The sequence below is a fragment of the Paenibacillus sp. ATY16 genome (genome assembly GCF_003399985.2).
Lineage (GTDB): Bacteria > Bacillota > Bacilli > Paenibacillales > Paenibacillaceae > Pristimantibacillus > Pristimantibacillus glycanilyticus.
In genome coordinates, this window is record NZ_NMOK02000006.1 from 37932 (window position 1) to 56829 (window position 18898).

The following is an 18898-nucleotide window of genomic DNA, read 5'->3' on the forward strand; positions in this document are numbered from 1 at the left end:
CGCTTAAGGGCTGACCGGCGCGTTAACCGTGTATGTTACCTTATGCAAATAGCTCAGGCCAGGTGTTACTTGCCCATGCCATGGCACATTTTGTATTTCTTGCCGCTGCCGCATGGGCAAAGGTCGTTGCGTCCCGTACGCTCTTCACGCTTCGCAGGGCGTTTTTCCGCTTCCGCCGGGCTGTTGGTCGTCGTCTGGCCTTGCGCAACCTCTTGACGCTCCAGGTTGCTCTCCACTCGTGCCTTCATGATGTACTTCGCGACTTCTTCCTGGATGCTGTAGATCATTTCCTTAAACATCTCGAAGCCTTCGAATTGGTACTCGCGAAGCGGATCCGTACCGCCGTATGCACGGAGGTGGATACCTTGGCGGAGCTGATCCATCGCATCGATGTGATCCATCCATTTGCTGTCTACCGCGCGCAGTACGACAACCTTCTCGAATTCGCGCATCGTTTCGGCGCCAAGCTCAGCCTCGCGCTCATCGTAATAAGCAACAACCTTATCCTTGATAAGCTCGATAATATCTTCCTTCTCTTTGCCCCACAGATCGTCCTTCGAGAACGTATCTTCAGGGAGAAGGTTCGAGTTCGCGTAATCCGCGATTTCCTGCAGATCCCACTCTTCCGGAATATCGCCTTCCGTATGGGCTTCAACCACATGCTCGATAACCGGTATGATCATTTCCATAACGATCTCGCGGATGTTCTCCGAGTACAATACGTCACGGCGCTGCTTGTAAATCACTTCCCGCTGCTGGTTCATGACATCGTCATATTGCAGGACGACTTTACGGGTATCGAAGTTGCTGCCCTCTACGCGCTTCTGAGCGGACTCAACGGCACGCGTAATGAGGCGGCTCTCGATCGGCTGGTCTTCTTCCAGACCCAGACGGTCCATCATGCCCATAATGTTCTCCGCGCCAAAGCGGCGCATCAGTTCATCCTCAAGGGAGAGATAGAACTGCGAGGAGCCCGGGTCGCCTTGACGGCCGGCACGACCGCGCAGCTGGTTATCGATACGACGGCTCTCATGGCGCTCCGTACCGATAATGTGCAGACCGCCTACGTCATGAACGCCTTCGCCGAGCAAAATGTCCGTACCGCGTCCCGCCATGTTTGTCGCGATCGTAACCGCGCCCGCTTGACCCGCGCGGGAGATGATTTCCGCTTCCTCCGCATGGAACTTCGCGTTCAGTACTTTATGCTGCACGCCGCGCTTTTTCAGCATGTCGGACAGACGCTCCGAGTTCTCGATGGAGATTGTACCCACGAGTACCGGCTGGTTCTTCTTGTGACGTTCTACGATTTCCTCAACAACGGCTTTAAACTTGCCATTCTCGGATTTGTAGACCACGTCCTGCATATCTTTACGGATCAGAGCGCGGTTTGTCGGAATTTGAATAACCTCGAGACCGTAGATCCGTTTGAACTCTTCTTCCTCCGTCTTCGCCGTACCGGTCATGCCCGACAGCTTCCGGTACATACGGAAGTAGTTCTGGAACGTAATCGTCGCAAGCGTCATGCTCTCGTTCTGAACCTTCAGCTGCTCCTTCGCTTCGATCGCTTGGTGCAGACCGTCGCTGTAACGGCGGCCCGCCATCAGACGGCCCGTGAATTCGTCGACGATGACGACTTCGTCTTCGTTAACCACGTAATCCACGTCGCGCTTCATGATGACATGCGCTTTAAGCGCTTGTTGCACGTGATGGTTCAGCGTTACGTTCGCATGATCGAATAAGTTCTCGATGCCGAATGCTTTCTCCGCTTTCTCAACGCCGGCTTCCGTCAGCGTTACGTTGCGAAGCTTAATATCAACCGTGTAATCCTCTTCCTCTTTCAAACGGCTGACGAAACGGTCAGCGGCATAATACAGCTCCGTCGATTTTTGTGCTTGTCCGGAGATGATCAGCGGCGTACGCGCCTCGTCGACCAGGATGGAGTCCACTTCGTCTATGATTGCATAATAAAGCGGGCGTTGAACCATTTGCTCTTTGTACAGCACCATGTTATCGCGCAAATAGTCAAAGCCGAACTCATTATTGGTTCCGTAAGTAATATCGCAGGCATAAGCTTCTTGCTTCTCTTCATGCGTCAAGCCGTGCAGGTTGCAGCCGACAGTCAGTCCGAGGAAATTATAAAGTTCAGCCATGATCTGGCTGTCGCGAGATGCAAGGTAATCATTGACCGTAATAACGTGTACGCCTTTGCCTTGCAATGCATTCAGATAAGTAGGAAGCGTCGCAACGAGCGTTTTACCTTCACCGGTTCTCATCTCTGCGATCTTGCCTTCGTGCAGCACCATACCACCCATCAGCTGTACGTCGAAATGGCGCATGCCAAGCGTACGCTTCGATGCTTCGCGCACAACCGCGAAAGCTTCCGGCAGAATCGAGTCAATATCCTCGCCTTTTTCAAGACGTCCCTTGAACTCTTCCGTTTTATTACGCAGCTCATCGTCTGACAGCGGCGATATCTTGGACTCAAGTCCGTTAATTTCTTCTACCGTACGCGTGAGACGCTTGACCTCGCGCTCGTTCGCATCACCGAATATTTTTTTCACTAGTCCGAGCATGGTCTTCCCCTTTCATAAATACGCCTGTTTGCCTTAAATTGTAACAGTTTGTCGTGACGCCCGCAACGCATCGCGTTCATTTCCAGCAATAAGCAGGTATACATCCATATAAAAGGCCTCTTCCCCGTCGGAGAAAAGGCCGTGATTGGTAATTTAATAAGTAAGAATGGTGAAATAATGGCTGGGTTCAGATTTATACTTGCTCGATCAGGCCGTATTTCCCGTCGCTTCGTTTATAAACAACGTTCACTTCCTTATTATCGATATTGGAGAATACAAAGAAGTTATGTCCAACCATGTTCATTTGCAAAATGGCTTCCTCAACGTCCATTGGCTTTAGCATAAAGCGCTTCGTGCGGACGAGCTCAAGTTCGTCTTCCTCATCCATAACGGATACGGCTGTCTGGCTGATGCCTTCCTTGAACAGAGCCTTGACGCCACTTTCTTGCCTGAACTTACGGTTCATCTTAGTCTTATGTTTGCGAATTTGACGTTCCAGTTTGTCCACCACAACATCAATGGAGGAGTACATATCCTCGCTCTTGTCTTCCGCCCTCAGCATGACGCCGACCAACGGGATGGTTACTTCCACCGCGTGTTTGCCTTTGGTAACAGACAACGTAACGGTTGTTTCGGAGGCAGGAGCTTCAAAATACTTTTCCAATCGACTGATCTTCTTCACAGCATACTCTCGTAAAGCTTCTGTCACTTGAATACGATGACCTCGAATGATGTATTTCATGGGGCATTCCTCCTTTACGTATTCTTATTATAACATATGCCGGAGCCTATTTCAAAATAGTTTTTTATTTATTATGAATTTTCAGATAATATTATCGGAGGATCAGCCTGAATCTGTTTCTTCATTAATATGTGGATAAGCTATGGATCATGACAGTTAAAAAAAAGGGCTATAAAAATGAAAAGCCCCGGTTTCCCGGAGCTTAGAATAGGCACTTGTCAATCGAACCATATAATGTGGCTGAATGAGTCAGCCTAGATGATTACAGTTTGACTACGTTTGCAGCTTGTGGACCGCGAGCGCCTTCTACGATGTCGAATTCAACCGCTTGGCCTTCTTCGAGCGTTTTGAAGCCTTCGGCTTGGATTGCGGAGAAATGAACGAATACGTCGCCGCCTTGTTCAGTCTCGATAAATCCATAACCTTTCTCTGCGTTAAACCATTTAACTTTACCTTGCATACATAAACAGTCCCTTCATCTTCAAATACTGTGAGGCGTCTTAGTTATGTTATGGCCCACAAGTCGAATATACCACCATTGACACACTATTGTCAATATTTCCTTGTAAGCGAATACATTTTTTTTAGACAGCCCCATTTTCTACCTTCTGGCGTCAAAAAAGAGGCTGTCTCCGCCGCCGTAAGCAGAGTCGTATCTAGCCTGGGAACGGCGTCCCTGCTGGATTTTGTCCCATTGCTGCCTCGCTTCGTCACGAAGCGTAACCATCCTCGCCACGATCACGGACTCGATGGAAATTAACCGGTCGGCTTCCAGCCGGAGCACGGCCATTTGCTCCGCCGGGACAACCAGCTGCTCCAGCTCCAGGAACAGTTCTTCTCGCTGCCGCATGTACTCGTCGAACTGTTCCAGATCGGCGCTGTCCAACCGCTCAACCAAATTAGACGACAGTAGAATGAGTCGCTGTAAAAGAGCTTCCATTAGCTTGTCCCGCCATTTGATTGACTTGCTTGGCCGCTTCCACCCACGTTGCCTTCAGGTCGATCAGGTGCCCAAGCACCTCTTCGGCCGGTGCGGCATCCTTCCGGGTATTGGCTTCGATTAACCGGTGGTTGAAATAATCGTAAAGCAGCAGCAAGCTTTCCGATACCGGATTCGAACGGTCCAGGGTAATAATGAACTCGCTAATGATTTCCTGCGTCTTCATGAGACTCGTATGCGCATCCGCATTCCGCCGCTCTTTGAGAGCTTCAATGCCCTGACGGCAGAAACGAATCGCCCCGTCATAAAGCATGATAAGCAAAGCAGCCGGATTAGCCGTCTGAACCGATGTCTGCATGTATGGATTGCGCGGTTGGTATTGCATAGGTTATTAGCCTCCTAGGAACCAAGCAGCGAAGCAAGGCTTGAGCTGCGTGAATTCATCTGACTGATGTAGGTTTCCATCTGGGTGAATTGGTTGTAATAGCGGGTCTCCATGTCGTCGAGACGGGTCTGGAGAGCCGAAATTTGCTTATCGTATTCTAACGATTCTTTACCGAGTACATAAGTGTTTTTGACGGATGTGCTTGTTCCCGCTTTATCTACAATCTGACTGAAAATAGCACTTGCCTGATTATACAGTCGTGTGGCAACACCGTCACCGGCAGTCGTTTTGCTATCCTTATCGTCAGCAGTGAACAAAGCCATTACTTCATCCGGCTTCTCCGAGATCATTTGTTTGAGCTTTGTCTCGTCAATGTACAGCTTGCCTTTATCCAAATAGCTGCCGCTCACCGATGTACCGCTAATTAACGAGCTCGAAATCCCGATATCGGACAGGTTCTTTAATTGACCGGACGCCAAGCCGCTAATAGAAGAAGATAAAGCTTGTCTCATGGAGTACAGGCTGCTTGTCAGAACGGAATCATTAGCCAGCATACCGCTTTTTGCTTTGTCTTCCCATTGTTTAATCTGATCATCCGTCATCTCTTTTTTCTGAGCATCGGTCAGAGGAGCATAATCGCGATACTTCTCTTCAGATAATTCCGAGTTGATCGAGCTGATCAGATCATTGTACTTATCTACAAAGGATTTGATCTTGTTGAATACGGAATCAACGTCCTGCGTAACGCCAATGTTCGTTACATCGGTTCCTTCCGACTTTGCCGTTATGCTAAGGCCGGCGATGGTGAAAGTGTTTGAGTCGTATTCGCCTTCTACGCCGTTAAACTTTACTTTGGCGTTTTGGCCCGTTTGATAAACAGATGCCGTATCCTTGCCTGTTGCTCCCGTTAAGCCTAAAGCATCCAAAACTGTTGTATCCGAACCTGTAGTGAAATCAATCGCTTTGCTTTTGACCGGGTTATCAATAATCAGGTTACCATCTTTGTTTAAAGATACGGAGACGCCCGTATTCTTTAACGAGTCATTCATCTTAGACATCAGATCTCCAACGGTTGTGGTAGATGTAATGTCGAACTTGAATGGTGCAGCTTGTCCATCTATGGTTAGGGAGATGGATTTCCCTGCTAAAGAGGCCAACGATGTATCTGCAGCCAGTTTGACATTACCCGTTGTCGTTGTTGCCGTGCCGTTGGTAGCTAGGCCTAAAATAGAGGTTACATCCGCGCCTCTCAGATCGATATCAGCAGCAGCGCCTGTTTTGGTAGAAGAGAAGAACATTGTTTTTAAAGTAGAATCGTAAGCAACCTTTACCCCTGTTTTTACGGACTGCGCGTTAATCTTATTGGCAAGATCTTGGTAGGTATCTGCGCTCTTAACTTCAACATCAACGCCATTGACGGTAATCGTTGTATCTTTGCCGATGGTTGCGCCCGTTAAAGTACCGCTCTTCAGCGTTGCCGTTTTAGCCAGCTGTTCGACCTGCAAGGTATACGAACCTTCAATCGCCGTTCCCGTTCCTGTTACTGTCGCTACGTTTGTATTCGAGGAAGAAGCAGTTTTCGTTAAGTAAGCGGATTGCAGCTTCATATCGAATGCAGCATTTTTAAAATCCAGAACCTTGTTATTGATTGCCCGATAATCGTCCTGCTTCCACTGGTTAATCTGCTTCTTCTGGTTGAGCTTGTCTAGTGGTACGCGCTGGGCATCCATGATCTGTTTAATCATGCTCTCATAATCCATACCCGATGCTAACCCGGTTACACGTAAAGTACTCACTCTTATCCCTCCTGATCGTTACCGTTTCTCGTCAACAATTAAGCCTGCCATTTCCCATAGTTTTGCGATAAAGTCCAGCGATTTCTCTGGAGGGATTTCTCTTAACACTTCGCCCGTTTCTTTATCCTTTACCTTTACTGCGACAAGATGGGTTTGTTTGTGCACGTCAAATTGCAGTTCCGTTGGTCTTCCGCGCATAGCCTTAACGGCCTGCTCTATATTTTTGAATAATTGCTGCTCTCCAACGCTGATCTTCTCGCCCTGCAGCTCAGCTATCTTCACATCTTCAAAGCTGGTATAGGACCGTGATCCTTGGACAGCTGCTTCCATCTGTACCGAAGTTTCCGCATACACTTCTTTGCTAGGCGTCTTTGGTGCATCCGATGCTGGAATTCGTTCCGATGGAAAATTCGATCCTGATATAGAAAGATTTGAACTCATCCGAATTTTCCTCCTGCCAGATTGATGTTACCTATTATATCGGCATATGAAAAAGCGATTATTATAGGTACCTTGCAAGTAAGCCCTATAAAAAAGAGACCTTAGTCGCCTAAGGTCTCTCTTTATTCCGTTATGGTTAAAGATTAACGGAGAAGTTGAAGTACGCCTTGCGGCTGTTGGTTCGCTTGAGCAAGCATAGCTTGAGCAGCTTGTGCAAGGATCGAGTTCTTCGTTTGCTCCATCATTTCTTTCGCCATATCAACGTCACGGATACGGGATTCAGCAGCAGTCAGGTTCTCGGAAGCTGTACCCAGGTTGTTGATTGTGTGCTCCAGACGGTTTTGAACAGCACCAAGCTTGGAACGTTCGCTGGATACGGAGTTAATAGCTTTATCCAGAACTTTAATTGCGGAAGAAGCGCCTTCTTTAGTCGAGATGTCAAGAGCAGCTTCAGATTGAACATCGTTAGTACCGTTAGTAACCGAGTTAGCTTTCGTGAAGCCAGCTTGACCAGCGTTACCTGTGATACCCAGTGCAGCAGAACGCATGTCAGCGATATTCAAAGACATCGATTGACCGGAGTTAGCACCGATTTGGAATTTCGTGTTGAAGCCGGAACCTTGAGCACCAGGTCCAACTACTTGCTCGATGTTACCAACTGCTGCAAGGTCACCAGGAGCTGCAGTAGTTCCGGTAAAACCAATAGCAGTCAATGGAGCATTCGTTCCATTTTCGAGCTTAATATCTTTTCCGCCTTCAGAGATAAATTGGATTTTATTATCGCTAGAAACGGAGGCAGTTACTTTGCCGTCAAGGCCTGCTTTTTGCAATGCTGCATTCAGGTCTTTTACTAAATCAGCGGTTGCTGCTTTCGCAATGTTAGCATCTGCGTTGTTAGTATCATAAGTTTTTGCATCTGGGCCAAGATTAACCTCAACTGCACTGTCGGATCCTACAGTGATTTTAAATGTAGAGTCTTTTGTGATAGAAACAGCTGCACCATTCAATGCTGTAGTAGCTTGAAGACCAGCACGTTCTACAGTAGCCGGTTTACCAGTATCAGTAGCATTTGCAGCTACACCAAGTGCAGTTGTTGTACCACTAAATGTAATTTTGCTAGTGTCGCCAGAAGACTTAGCTTTAAAAGTTAATTCTCCTGTAGCATCAGCAGTAATATCCAATACATCAGATAATTTTACTCCGCCAGAAGTAACTGCCCCCAACTTAGCAATCAATTGATCAGCATTTTCTTGTGCAGTAGATGCAGCAATTGCAGGGGTTTCGTCACCCGATGCAGGAACGCCGTCTGGGTCAGTAGCGGCTACAGCTGCATTACCTACCGAGATAGAGCTGATATCAAATGTTGTACCATCTACTGTCACTTTCAGATCATTAGCTGTAGAGACAGCACCAGCTGCAATTGCGGTACCAGCAGTTACCGATGCATTAGTCGCTTTAGTAAGTTTAGTACCGTCAGTAGAAGCGATACCGCCGTTCAGCAATTTTTGAGTATTGAACTCAGTTGTGTTGCCGATACGGTTGATTTCGGAAGTCAATTGGTTCATTTCGTCTTGCAGAGCTGCGCGGTCAGTATCTGTGTTTGTACCGTTCGCGGATTGTGTAGCCAGCTCGCGCATACGTTGCAGGATGCTATGAGTTTCGTTCAAAGCGCCCTCAGCTGTTTGGATCAAGGAGATGCCGTCTTGACCGTTTTTAGCAGCCATGTCCAGACCGCGGATTTGGCCACGCATTTTTTCGGAAATTGCCAAGCCAGCAGCGTCGTCACCAGCACGGTTGATACGAAGACCGGAAGACAGTTTTTCCATCGATTTGCTTTGAGCGCTAGAAGCGTTGTTCAGCGAGCTCAGAGTGTTAAGAGCTGCAATGTTGTGATTAATACGCATTGTTATTTCCTCCCTGAATGTCTGTTAGTTCCGCATCCTTGCGGAAGCTTACGGTGAAAGGGTCGGCCGCCCCTCCCCCGCGCTTATTATGTATATCGACAGCATTCGGGATTTTTTATAGAGGAAAAACAAAATTTTCTATTTTAATTTGTTCTTTTTTATTTGTCTGAGCGATTTTGTTTTAACAGCTGAACAACATCGTTAATAGCAAGCAGACTGCTCGCTGCTTCCCGGTTGGAAGCTTGAATGTTCATATACAGTTCTTTGCGGAATATTTCAATATCCTTAGGGGCGCGAATACCCAGCTTTACCGTCTCACCCTCGACACCAAGCACGACAATCTCAATATTGCCGCCAATCATAATCGACTCATCCGTCTTACGAGATAATACGAGCATAACGCTCCTCCTTAGGCTTGATATAAAGGCGCTCTTGAGCTATAAGCATGATCGTGGATGATATGCTGCTTGCCGCGTTTCGTCTTCTTGTTCAATACAATCGGCGCCAGCAAATTTATCGTGGATTTATTCGGATCCTTATTGAGAGTAACGACGGACCAGACCTCGACATCCTTCTCGTCATCCAGCTTCAGCTCTTGCACGACCGAGTCCGGCAAGTCCCATTCGTAATCGTTATAAAAGAAAAAGGGACTGGCAATAAGAAACGCGATATTCTCATCCTCCACGGATTGCATCAGCCTGACCGGCATTTCCCCTTCAACCTCGGACAACACAAATTGCTGCAGATGTTCAAAGCCCGGTATTCCGTTATCGAACTGGTATGTAGTCAATCGAATCCCCTCTTCGTCTCCAATATATAAAAAGAAAACTACAGGCCCCGTATAAAGATACGCATAAGAGGCCTATAGTTATTAAACCTAATTCTATGAACAATGTAAAATCCTATAAAACGGTGTCGATGCTTGGCGGCGTAATCTGCAAGGAGGCATACTGCCTCATGTAAATTTCCGCTTTCCCCGGCGTATATTCATGAATGGGGCGGTTAGGCGTAACGTTTAGCTCGACTCCGCCCTGCTCAACCGATATTTGCACTTTGCCCGGCGTAAAAGATACATCCACGTTATCAATAGACGCTGGTCCCGTAACGGGCATCGGCGGTCCTTCGATCCGCCAGTCTTTTGACAAGCTGGCTACAGGATTACTCTTCACATGCGCGAGATCCGCCAGCTGCCGTCCTTCTTCCATCCGGCGGGCAACGCCTTGAAGCGCGATTTCTTTGGCTTGCGAATAAATTCTGCTCGAAACTTCCAGGTTATTCCCCAACCCTAGCGCATCCCAAGCCCGGTCCTGATTGACCTCCAGAACCCCCATAGGCTGCTCGATCGACAGCTGAGCCGGAATCTGACGCATGTCAATTGTGGCTTGTGGCTGCTCGATATGCTGCTCCGCCGGCCTTACCTGAATTCCAATAAGGGCAGGCTGCTGGTGAATTTGAATTTGTCCAATAGCCATATAACCACCCTATCTCAGGAAGTCCACAAGACTTGGCTGAATGATCTTCGCTCCTGCCGACAGGGAAGCTTGGTATACGTTCTCTAAGGTCGTAATATTCGTGATGGCTTCCGCCATATCGACGTCTTCTACTTTTTGCTGCATTTGCTGGAGGTTGATATCCACGTCGGAAAGCCTTCCCTGCACGATCTCCACACGGTTAACCCGCGCTCCGATCTGGGCTCTCGCCGTCAGCATCGTATTCATTCGCGTATCAATCTGGCCAAGCAGGCTCGTCAAACCTTCTTGATCACCGGATCCCAGCATATCGTAGGCACGGTGCATAAGCTGGAACAAGTTATCGCTTGTCGTATCGGATTCATTCGCAACCGGAGCACCAAACACATCGTTGCCCGTCATGTTTACGTCCATCGTCATTCCCGGAGACAACTCGTATTGAATGCTTCCGGTATCCGTCTGGTTGCTGAAGGCTTTCAGAATTGGAGGATCTGCCGAAGGATCGGACTGCTGATCCAATCCAAGGGTGGAATAAGGCTTAACGCCTGTCTGCTCGCCGTTAAACATTTGTTTCCCGTTGAACTGGCTGTTGCCGATCTCCACCATTTGGTTGTACAGCTGGGAAACCTCGGTTTGAATAGCGGTCATGCTCGTTTGCTCCAACGTGCCGTTCGATCCTTTTACAATCAGCTCGCGGAAACGCTGCACGATGTCCGTAGCTTGACCGATCGTCGTATCCATATATTCCAGAGAAGACAATGCCGCATCCGCATTATCCGTATATTGATCATTAGATGCAATCTCGCCGCGATAACGCAAAGCGAACGTAATCCCGATTGGGTCATCGGAAGGCTTATTAATCGCTTTACCCGTAGCGAGCTGATTTTGCAGCTTATTCATACTGTTAAGATTGTTCGTTATGTTGCCAAGCATTTGGGAAGACATCATTCTTTGCGTTACGCGTAATGCCATGTGGCTGCACCTCCGGCTTTATCTAGTCGATTACAGGCCGACGCGGCCCATGCTGTTAATAATGCGATCCAGCGTCTCGTCAATAACGGTCATCACGCGCGCGGATGCGTTATAGGCATGCTGGAATTTCACAAGATCGGACATTTCTTCGTCAAGGGAAACCCCACTCACCGACATGCGGCGGGAATCCACCTGATCTACGATCGTTTGCTGATTCGTTTGCAGCCTCTGCATTTCCTTGGACTGCACGCCTAATTGGCCAACTACGGCGCGGAAGAATCCGTTAATCGTATTTTTGTCCGTCGCATCAAAAGCAAACTTCGTGTCCCTTGCCTGCGACATCAGAACGGCCATCGAGTTGTTACCCGCTACAACCGTCTCGGTGCCATCGGCGTTGAGAGTCACTTTCATAGAGGTTGCAAGCAGAGTAGGATCTGCTGCAATTTTTGGATTGAGCTGAATATTCGCCGCGGTCAAATTATCCGTGTTACCGTCCGCATCGGTGAAAAGCGGTTCGCCTTGCTCCCCGTTCATCGTATAGCCGAGCTGATGCAAGCCGTTTAGGCCTTGAACCGTTACTTTCAGGTCCTCCGTAAGCGTACGGTTTGCTCCTGCATACGTAACTCCGTTAAGCACGGTACCTTCCGGAAGAACAGAGCCTTTAGGAATGGTAACTTCAATATCTCCATTGGCAATGGTATTGGCCATTTGGTTCAACTGGTCTACATAGCCTTGAACATATTTATCGCGCGACTGCATCGTGCCGTAAATAGCCCCGTTATTCAGATCACCGTTTTCAATTGCAGCCGTCATATCGTCGAGCGTTAATCCTTGCGACCCTTCAGCGGATTTGCCCGCAACCAGAGATACGTTGCCCATTGTAATCGTATAACCGTCAGATAAATCAGACACCTTGACATTCGCCAGACCGGACAACTCGTCCACAAGCTTGTCACGCTGGTCCCTCAAATCGTTAGCATCATCGCCAATGCCTTCAATACGCTGAATTTGTCCGTTCAGATTGGCAATGGTGCTGGAGATCGATTTGAGGTTGTCGAGGTTGATCTGGGCATTTTCCGTCAGGTCGGATTTCAAATCGGTAAGTTGTTTGTATGTATAGTTAAAAGCGTCCATCATCGCTTTCGTCTGTTCAACCAGTACGGCGCGGCCGTCCGCGCTCTCAGGCGTCTTGCTGAGGTCCGACCAGCTGTTCCAGAAGTTCGAAATCACGGTCTGCAGGCCGCTATCGCTTGGCTCATTGACAATAGTCTCCAGCTTCTCGAGCGTATCTGACTGAACCGTATAATTCCCGAGCCACTTATACTCACTATAAAACTGACTGTCGAGGAACTTGTCTCTTACCCGCGTAATGGAAGCCGCTTCTACGCCGGTTCCCAGTTGGCCAGCTGCTGTAGAATGCGTAAGACCGTAAGCTTCAATTGGACGAGTAGCCGAAAAATTAACCCGCTGACGGGAATAGCCGGCCGTATTCGCATTGGATATATTGTGACCCGTCGTGTTCAGCGCCGTCTGCGTCGTGAAAATACTCCGCTTCGCGGTCTCCAGACCATGAAATGTTGATGTCATCGTATCTTGTCCTCTCTCTTAAGTCTTGAGATTAAAGCGACTAGCACGCTGCACATTCATTCCTTGTACGGCGCGGTGATAGGTAACCTCGTCCTCCGGGGCACCAAGCAGCAGGTCCTGCGTAAATTGCAGATAGTCCAGGTTCATCCGGATCAGCTGCTGATTAAACGTATTGACGTCCTGAAGCTCCTTGATCGCGGCGGACAGCTCCCGCCACATCTGCTGAAGCTCCAGCTTCTGCTCCGCATGGTAAACCATCTGAATCAGCTTCTCCATCTTCAGGGAGCGCATATTGCGAAGGCCTTGTTCAACCGTAAACCGTCCAACCTGAAGCAGACGCGTCTGTTCCAGGTCAACGATACGCTGCACGCTTTTTTTCTCGCGGCTCGTAATAAGGGATACCGCTTCCACGTTTTCCGAGCGGATGGCTTCCGTCTTCTCGTTGGCATGCCGGATAAGCTCACGGTGCGCATCCAGCAGCTCCTGCAGGGTGACTAAAATCTGCCTGATATGTTCGTTCATCTACGGATCATCCCTTCAGGTATGGAAGCAGCTTGTCTGCGATTTTGCCGGCATCCACCTTGTAGGTTCCCGCCGAAATGGATTGCTTCAATTCCTCAAGACGCTTCTGCCGTTCAGGACTATTCGTTTGACTGGTAGAGAGCATTTCCTTCGCCTCCGCGGAGATCTCTACGATATCCTTCTGTTTCTTCTTATTTGCACCATCTATCCGCTGTTCCATTTGCTTCTGGTAGGGGTTGTATGCGCCGATCCGATTCGTTTCATTTATCTTCATGAATAATCACCTCTTTGGTCCCACAATAGAAAAAACCGATAACCTTTAAAAGTATTATCGGTTCAGCTAGTAGGAAAATGAATAGGCCAAGTTATGGGGCTACATATTAATTTTGCCTGTTTTTATATTTATCGATACCTTTGTACGAAACTCTCTCTTCCGCCCGAAGCGCGGCATTCCTTGCCTGATCCTCGTGCATGTGCTGAGTATCCTTGAGCAGACGCGCGCGGCAATTAGTGCAAATGTTATTTTCACGGATGAGCGTACCACAAACTTCGCAAGGATACATCAAATTAGGGGCGTTCAGAAGCGAAATCCGGCCCTCTTTAATAAACTTCGTAATTTGTTTAATCGAAACGCCGGTCGCTTCGTGCAGTTCCGTTATGACCGCACCTTTTTGTTCACGCAAGTAAGTGGAGCACAATTCGTATTCTTTATCAATTTCACGGATACATGCAGGGCAGACATCACGGAAGTTTTTCGCGAAAATCTTACCGCACCGAGGGCAGTTTTCTACATTCATCATCGATTCCCCATTCCAGCAATCAAAAGGTTGTTACGGTTATTTTAACGGATATTGGGAGTTTTTTCACTAGTAATCTTGCAAAAGGTCTTTCTGCTGCTAGGATCTGGCCCACGTAAGCGAATAAATGTCGAGCGGGACCTCCGAATGCTGATGCAGCGCGGCAGCGCAGGCGCCAATCGTACTGCCGGTTGTGTAGATGTCGTCAACGAGAAGAATTCGTATAGATCGCGATCGAGCGTTCATAGGTGAACTTAGGACATTGTTCTGCAAAAGCGCCATTGTATGCGGGTTGGCATGGAACAAACGCTGCGTATCCTTCATTCGCTCCAGGCGGGTCTTGAAGCTTTGTTTCCCGGTATGCCGTTCCCGGACGAGCAGATCATACAGAGGAAGCTGATGATGCTTGGCCAAAATAGAAGCGAATCGCTCGGCTTGATTAAACCCCCGCTCCTCTGCCCGCTCCATGCTTACCGGCACAAAGGTAACGGCATCCCAGATCGGGATTGGGGAGAGTTGAGTTGAAAAGCTTTGTTTTTCCGCTTCCTTCGTGATGGCTATAAATGCAGGAAACATCATTTGGGCGAGCAGCGGCTCCAGCCTCTCATTGCCACGGTATTTATATTGAGCCAGCCACTCTCTCATCTCGCTGCTGTACTGGACGGCGCTTCGGTTCGCGATAAACATGGCGTCCGTCCGGCGGACGCAGTCGGGGCAAGTGATCGCCCTGCCGCAAACGCGGCATTTGATTGGAGTAAGCCAGGGGATGGCCGCAAGACAAGAGGAGCAGACGGAACGGGTAAATGCAGGCGGGAGATACGAGAGATACGTTTTTCTGCTATCGGAATGAGGCGATGACAGGCTTGGCGGAGTCTGCTTTAACCCTTTTCCGCAAAAAGGACATTCTCCCGAACTGGGATTCAGAAAATGAAAAGAGTGACGCAGCTCGGAGGTAGAACGTTGAAATAGTTGCTTGATGAATTCGCGCATGCATGAGTGGTCTCCTTTGCCAGTGTTGTTTTAGCAATTTGATCAAAGTGCAGCTAGTGGATAGGCATAACGCAATGAGCTATGAGGAGAAAATAAGCGCTTCTGCTTGACGGTCAAAAGAAGGTTAGTTGGAACGCTTGAATAATTTGCTCCACCGCCATGAATTAGCCTGCTCCTCCGGGAGCAGGTATCCCCGTTTGCGGGCAATCCGGTTCATTCCGCGAATCTGGCTGACGGCCGCAGCTTGAGCGCCCGTTCGCTCCCTGCCGCAAAAATAGACGAATCCATTCGGATCATCTCCCGAACGACCGGCCCTCCCCGCCATCTGAACCAGCGAGGCCTCGTCAAACAACCGCCCGTCCGCGTCCAGAATATATACATCGCTTCGCGGAATGGTTACTCCCCGCTCCAGGATGGTTGTGGTGACCAATACTCGAATTTTGCTTTTGCGGAATCGGCTTACTTTGTCAGCCCGGTCCGGATCCTGGGACGAGGTCCCTTCGACGGCAGATTGCTTTAGCAGCGCTCTCAGCAGCTTGGCCATCGGCTCAACCTGCGAGATCCGCTGGACGAATATAAAGAGCTGAGCGCCGCGGTTTAAGGAATGATTAAGGGCTGCGAGCAGCGCTCTCGGTATTTTTCTCGTCTGAAGGAGCTTTGCGACGGGCGGCGTGCGAAGCAGGACCGGAACGGGCAGCGGATTTCGATGGTAGCGAACAGGCACTCTGGCATGGGGCAACTGGCCGGATTTCACCCGCCGCTGCAGCTCGGTTGGAGGTGTGGCCGATAGCAGCAGCTTTGGGGCATGCGGCGCACGGCTCTTGTCCGCCGCGTAATGCAAAATCGGATCGCCGTGGTAGGGAAACGCATCAAGCTCGTCGATAATGACGAGATCAAAAGCTTGATGGAACCGCATCAATTGATGCGTAGTTGCCAGCGTAATGTCCCCCGCTTCCCAGCGCTGCTCGCTGCCTCCGTATAAAGTAACGACCCGAGCCTGCGGAAACGCCCTGCGGATGCGGGGATCCAGCTCAATGACAACATCGCGGCGCGGAGTGGCGATCAGCGCCCGCCCGCCGCGTGAGAGGACCGACTCGACCAGCGGGAATATCATCTCCGTCTTGCCGGCCCCCGTGACTGCCCAGAGGAGGAACTCCTTGTTCTGATGCGGCTGGTAGGGAAAAGTTGGCGCTTCGATGAACTGAAGCGCCGATTCCGTGGCGGCCGCTTGCGCGGGGCTTAGCTGCCACTTGTGCAGGTCGGCCGAGGCTGAGCCGGCCTCTAATGGCTGTGCGGGCATGCCAAGCACCAGCAGCTCGCATTCGCGGCTGCGCCCCATGGTGAGGCATGCCGAGCAATAGGCGCACATGCGCCCGCACGCTGCGCATGGCGTGCGGTGCATGTGCGCTTCGCCGCTGCCGCATCGCCTGCAGCGGCACTCGCGCCGCCGCCGGCCGTGCTCGGCGGCGACAGCGCCCGAGAGGCGCAGCCAGCCTAGCAGCTGCGCCAACTGCAATGCGCCGCCCATATCGGCGGCGGCGCCCTCGAGCAGGGCGTGCGCTTCGCTGCGAAGCAGCGCACGGCCCTGCATGGCCGCGGCGGCCTGCTGCGCAGCGGCCGCCAGGGCCTCCCGCGCGCGTGCAGCAGCGCGCGCGGTGCCGGGGCTGGAGCCGCCCGCGTCAGCGGCGGCTCGCGCCCACCGCCGGGCCCGCAGGCTGGCATCGCCAGCAGCCTGCGGGCCCGGCCCGTTCATTGGCGCGCCAGCTTCGCGGCGCGCCTGCTCCACGCAGGCCGCGAGCGAAGCCAGCGGCCCGCCGCCACTACCCGCACCGCTGCTGCTCCGCGAAACACCGCTCCCAGCACCGCACTCCCAAAGCTCCACGCATCGAATCGCATCCCCCAAAGGCAACGCCTCCTCCCATAGCCAGCCTTCTTCCGCCCGCTCCCCTTTTAATCTCATTTCGACCGCTTCATTCCGCGCCTTATCCTTATATCTCATCCCGCCATAGCGACTATCTACTAACCTAACAGCTTCCGCTAGCCCCTCCTCCATCCAAAACAACCGGTCCACTTCCGGCGCGATCGTCATCCGAGCAGACCATGCCCCGCTAACATGCACGACATACACAAAGGCTTTCATCCGTTCCCCTCCCCGCGCACGCAAAAAAGCACACCTCAACGATGCCATTGCATCATCGGGGTGTGCTTCACTCCGTGCCTCCAATTAACTTCCATTATAGCTCAAAACGGCATTTTCGACAAATCCGATGGATTCTGCAAATCAACAAGAATTGCCTGGTCCGGCTTGCTTACAATCCCTTCGTTTCTAAGCATCCATATAAGACCTGCCGAATCGTCATCCGATTGTGAGCGCTTTCGATCCTTCAAACCTTCATCCGCAAAAACCGTAATATTCCCGTTCTCCCGCCGAAGACGGTCAACAATCTGAGCGGTCTGGTCAGCCGAATCATTATCCACAACCGTAAGCTGAACATCCGTCCCCATTCTGCGCGAATAGGAAGAAAACTGGCGTAAAAACATTTCCATCTTCATATGCTGATCATGAGCAACAAGAACATAATGCTTGCTTTCGCGGACTTTGCCCCGCCTGAGCCTATAAGCCACATGCACCGATGCGGCGGCCAAAGCATAACAGCCTATCACAAGAAGAAAAATCGCAATCAGGTCGGCCACCTCCTCTTTGTGACAATATATGCCGTTATGAGCCCAGTGGTTACGGACATAAGGACAAGGGGGACAAAATGTGTGATCGACATGCCTCTGCGTCTATTGTAAAATAAATACAAATGAAATCATGCGTGTGAAGCACACCGCTCTTATCTCGTTTCCAACGGGAGGGCCGTGTGCTTTTTTTATTTTCCAAAGGAGTGATTATTCTGGTTAAGGTACTTGAAGCCCCATATGAACAATGGTTGCAAGCTCAGCTTCAATCCGGTGGCAGCGAACGTAGACGCAGATTATCCGAAGAGCGTCATGCGGAGGAATTATTTCTTAGGCAGGTTTGGTGGCCGGCTATTGGCCAGCTTGATCATTTGCACGCAGAATACGAGGTGGATGACTACAAGGACGGTCAGCGATTTCTCGATTATGCCTATCTTCGCAAGCCCTACAAAGTTTGCATCGAAATTGACGGATACGGTCCACACTTCCGTGATGCCGACCGCAGACAGTTCGCCGACAACCTGATGCGCCAGAACCATCTTATCCTGGACGGCTGGTTAGTGATCCGCTTCTCCTATGACGACATCAAGAGCAAACCGCGCCAATGCCAGCAATTTCTTCAGCAGCTGTTCGGCAAGCTATACAGTCTTACGCCTGATACGAAACTATCCCTGCAGCAAAAAGAGATCCTTCGCTACATACAACTTGTCCGTAAACCAGTGACGCCAAAAGATATAAGCCAATTACTATCAATTAGTTCAAAGTATGCCCGCAAACTGTTAATAGAAATGGTTAGTTTAAATTATTTACAACCTGCAAACACCACTGTCCATCGAGTCCGTACCTACAAGTTGCAGACTGCCGCTTCTAGACTATAATTAGCTCTGATTCAAACTTCTCTTTGGATAAGACCCTATTAAGGGTCTTATCCTCTCGAAACTAGCTACTCTTTCCCTCCATAAGTCTCCCGTAGGGTCTTATCCATCCGCGACTCCACCTTTTCCCTGCTCCCAACAGCCACATTCCATTCAATAAGACCCTGGCAGGGTCTTATCCCACCTACACTAGGGTAGCGTCAAGAAGTTTGTGTAGTAGGGA

Annotated in this window: 20 protein-coding genes; 1 reads left to right on the plus strand and 19 read right to left on the minus strand. The window is 50.0% G+C overall.

Features of this window, described 5'->3' with window-relative positions:
• Positions 1 to 65: 65 nt before the first annotated feature.
• The 19 genes from secA to CFI03_RS05755 form a co-directional block, all read right to left on the minus strand.
• Entirely contained in the window at positions 66 to 2573 is a 2508-nt protein-coding gene (gene secA / locus CFI03_RS05665; protein ID WP_116393592.1) for a preprotein translocase subunit SecA, read from the minus strand.
• A gap of 193 nt (positions 2574 to 2766) precedes the next feature.
• Complete coding sequence (hpf, locus tag CFI03_RS05670) at positions 2767 to 3315, minus strand: ribosome hibernation-promoting factor, HPF/YfiA family (protein WP_116393593.1); 549 nt, start codon at positions 3313 to 3315, stop codon at positions 2767 to 2769.
• 262 nt (positions 3316 to 3577) lie between these two features.
• The gene (locus CFI03_RS05675; protein ID WP_015847290.1) at positions 3578 to 3775 is read right to left on the minus strand and encodes a cold-shock protein; all 198 of its coding nucleotides are present in this window, start codon (positions 3773 to 3775) and stop codon (positions 3578 to 3580) included.
• 141 nt (positions 3776 to 3916) lie between these two features.
• On the minus strand, positions 3917 to 4255 hold the full coding sequence (locus CFI03_RS05680; protein WP_127498003.1) for a hypothetical protein: 339 nt from the start codon (positions 4253 to 4255) through the stop codon (positions 3917 to 3919).
• Entirely contained in the window at positions 4215 to 4640 is a 426-nt protein-coding gene (fliS, locus tag CFI03_RS05685; RefSeq protein WP_116393595.1) for a flagellar export chaperone FliS, read from the minus strand. The genes CFI03_RS05680 and fliS overlap by 41 nt, the downstream gene beginning before the upstream one ends.
• A gap of 14 nt (positions 4641 to 4654) precedes the next feature.
• The gene (gene fliD, locus CFI03_RS05690; protein WP_116393596.1) at positions 4655 to 6436 is read right to left on the minus strand and encodes a flagellar filament capping protein FliD; all 1782 of its coding nucleotides are present in this window, start codon (positions 6434 to 6436) and stop codon (positions 4655 to 4657) included.
• 18 nt (positions 6437 to 6454) lie between these two features.
• Entirely contained in the window at positions 6455 to 6877 is a 423-nt protein-coding gene (locus CFI03_RS05695) for a flagellar protein FlaG (protein WP_015847294.1), read from the minus strand.
• Positions 6878 to 7020: 143 nt separating this feature from the next.
• On the minus strand, positions 7021 to 8781 hold the full coding sequence (locus tag CFI03_RS05700) for a flagellin N-terminal helical domain-containing protein (RefSeq protein ID WP_116393597.1): 1761 nt from the start codon (positions 8779 to 8781) through the stop codon (positions 7021 to 7023).
• 158 nt (positions 8782 to 8939) lie between these two features.
• Positions 8940 to 9179: a carbon storage regulator CsrA gene (gene csrA / locus CFI03_RS05705; RefSeq protein WP_015847302.1), complete on the minus strand. Its 240-nt coding sequence runs from the start codon at positions 9177 to 9179 to the stop codon at positions 8940 to 8942.
• A gap of 11 nt (positions 9180 to 9190) precedes the next feature.
• A complete protein-coding gene (gene fliW, locus CFI03_RS05710; RefSeq protein WP_116393598.1) occupies positions 9191 to 9571 on the minus strand; it encodes a flagellar assembly protein FliW in 381 nt (126 codons plus the stop codon).
• A 112-nt stretch (positions 9572 to 9683) separates the two neighbouring features.
• Positions 9684 to 10253 carry a DUF6470 family protein gene (locus CFI03_RS05715; RefSeq protein WP_116393599.1) on the minus strand — a complete coding sequence of 190 codons (570 nt, stop codon included), beginning with the start codon at positions 10251 to 10253 and terminating at the stop codon, positions 9684 to 9686.
• A gap of 9 nt (positions 10254 to 10262) precedes the next feature.
• Positions 10263 to 11222 (minus strand): flagellar hook-associated protein FlgL, encoded by a 960-nt coding sequence (gene flgL / locus CFI03_RS05720; RefSeq protein ID WP_116393600.1) that lies wholly within the window; start codon positions 11220 to 11222, stop codon positions 10263 to 10265.
• A 30-nt stretch (positions 11223 to 11252) separates the two neighbouring features.
• Positions 11253 to 12809 carry a flagellar hook-associated protein FlgK gene (flgK, locus tag CFI03_RS05725; protein WP_116393601.1) on the minus strand — a complete coding sequence of 519 codons (1557 nt, stop codon included), beginning with the start codon at positions 12807 to 12809 and terminating at the stop codon, positions 11253 to 11255.
• A gap of 18 nt (positions 12810 to 12827) precedes the next feature.
• Positions 12828 to 13331 carry a flagellar protein FlgN gene (locus CFI03_RS05730; protein ID WP_116393602.1) on the minus strand — a complete coding sequence of 168 codons (504 nt, stop codon included), beginning with the start codon at positions 13329 to 13331 and terminating at the stop codon, positions 12828 to 12830.
• A 7-nt stretch (positions 13332 to 13338) separates the two neighbouring features.
• A complete protein-coding gene (flgM, locus tag CFI03_RS05735) occupies positions 13339 to 13605 on the minus strand; it encodes a flagellar biosynthesis anti-sigma factor FlgM (protein WP_116393603.1) in 267 nt (88 codons plus the stop codon).
• Positions 13606 to 13711: 106 nt separating this feature from the next.
• Entirely contained in the window at positions 13712 to 14128 is a 417-nt protein-coding gene (locus CFI03_RS05740) for a TIGR03826 family flagellar region protein (protein WP_248756758.1), read from the minus strand.
• 99 nt (positions 14129 to 14227) lie between these two features.
• The gene (locus CFI03_RS05745) at positions 14228 to 15118 is read right to left on the minus strand and encodes a ComF family protein (RefSeq protein ID WP_162862738.1); all 891 of its coding nucleotides are present in this window, start codon (positions 15116 to 15118) and stop codon (positions 14228 to 14230) included.
• A 124-nt stretch (positions 15119 to 15242) separates the two neighbouring features.
• Entirely contained in the window at positions 15243 to 16709 is a 1467-nt protein-coding gene (locus tag CFI03_RS05750; protein WP_248756756.1) for an ATP-dependent helicase ComFA, read from the minus strand.
• Positions 16710 to 17359: 650 nt separating this feature from the next.
• On the minus strand, positions 17360 to 17812 hold the full coding sequence (locus CFI03_RS05755) for a hypothetical protein (protein ID WP_116393607.1): 453 nt from the start codon (positions 17810 to 17812) through the stop codon (positions 17360 to 17362).
• Between the two features lie 170 nt (positions 17813 to 17982).
• Here CFI03_RS05755 and CFI03_RS05760 point away from each other — a divergent pair, with 170 nt between their 5' ends.
• Positions 17983 to 18678, plus strand: a complete 696-nt coding sequence (locus CFI03_RS05760) for a DNA-binding response regulator (protein WP_116393608.1) — start codon at positions 17983 to 17985, stop codon at positions 18676 to 18678.
• Positions 18679 to 18898: the final 220 nt, after the last annotated feature.

Coding starts and splice junctions, on each gene's coding strand:
- secA (WP_116393592.1), bottom strand. CDS start 2,573: ATGCTCGGACTAGTGAAAAAAATATTCGGTGATGCGAACGAGCGCGAG.
- hpf (WP_116393593.1), bottom strand. CDS start 3,315: ATGAAATACATCATTCGAGGTCATCGTATTCAAGTGACAGAAGCTTTA.
- CFI03_RS05675 (WP_015847290.1), bottom strand. CDS start 3,775: ATGCAAGGTAAAGTTAAATGGTTTAACGCAGAGAAAGGTTATGGATTT.
- CFI03_RS05680 (WP_127498003.1), bottom strand. CDS start 4,255: ATGGAAGCTCTTTTACAGCGACTCATTCTACTGTCGTCTAATTTGGTT.
- fliS (WP_116393595.1), bottom strand. CDS start 4,640: ATGCAATACCAACCGCGCAATCCATACATGCAGACATCGGTTCAGACG.
- CFI03_RS05695 (WP_015847294.1), bottom strand. CDS start 6,877: ATGAGTTCAAATCTTTCTATATCAGGATCGAATTTTCCATCGGAACGA.
- CFI03_RS05700 (WP_116393597.1), bottom strand. CDS start 8,781: ATGCGTATTAATCACAACATTGCAGCTCTTAACACTCTGAGCTCGCTG.
- csrA (WP_015847302.1), bottom strand. CDS start 9,179: ATGCTCGTATTATCTCGTAAGACGGATGAGTCGATTATGATTGGCGGC.
- CFI03_RS05715 (WP_116393599.1), bottom strand. CDS start 10,253: ATGGCTATTGGACAAATTCAAATTCACCAGCAGCCTGCCCTTATTGGA.
- flgL (WP_116393600.1), bottom strand. CDS start 11,222: ATGGCATTACGCGTAACGCAAAGAATGATGTCTTCCCAAATGCTTGGC.
- flgK (WP_116393601.1), bottom strand. CDS start 12,809: ATGACATCAACATTTCATGGTCTGGAGACCGCGAAGCGGAGTATTTTC.
- CFI03_RS05730 (WP_116393602.1), bottom strand. CDS start 13,331: ATGAACGAACATATCAGGCAGATTTTAGTCACCCTGCAGGAGCTGCTG.
- flgM (WP_116393603.1), bottom strand. CDS start 13,605: ATGAAGATAAATGAAACGAATCGGATCGGCGCATACAACCCCTACCAG.
- CFI03_RS05740 (WP_248756758.1), bottom strand. CDS start 14,128: ATGAATGTAGAAAACTGCCCTCGGTGCGGTAAGATTTTCGCGAAAAAC.
- CFI03_RS05745 (WP_162862738.1), bottom strand. CDS start 15,118: ATGCGCGAATTCATCAAGCAACTATTTCAACGTTCTACCTCCGAGCTG.
- CFI03_RS05750 (WP_248756756.1), bottom strand. CDS start 16,709: ATGCAGGGCCGTGCGCTGCTTCGCAGCGAAGCGCACGCCCTGCTCGAG.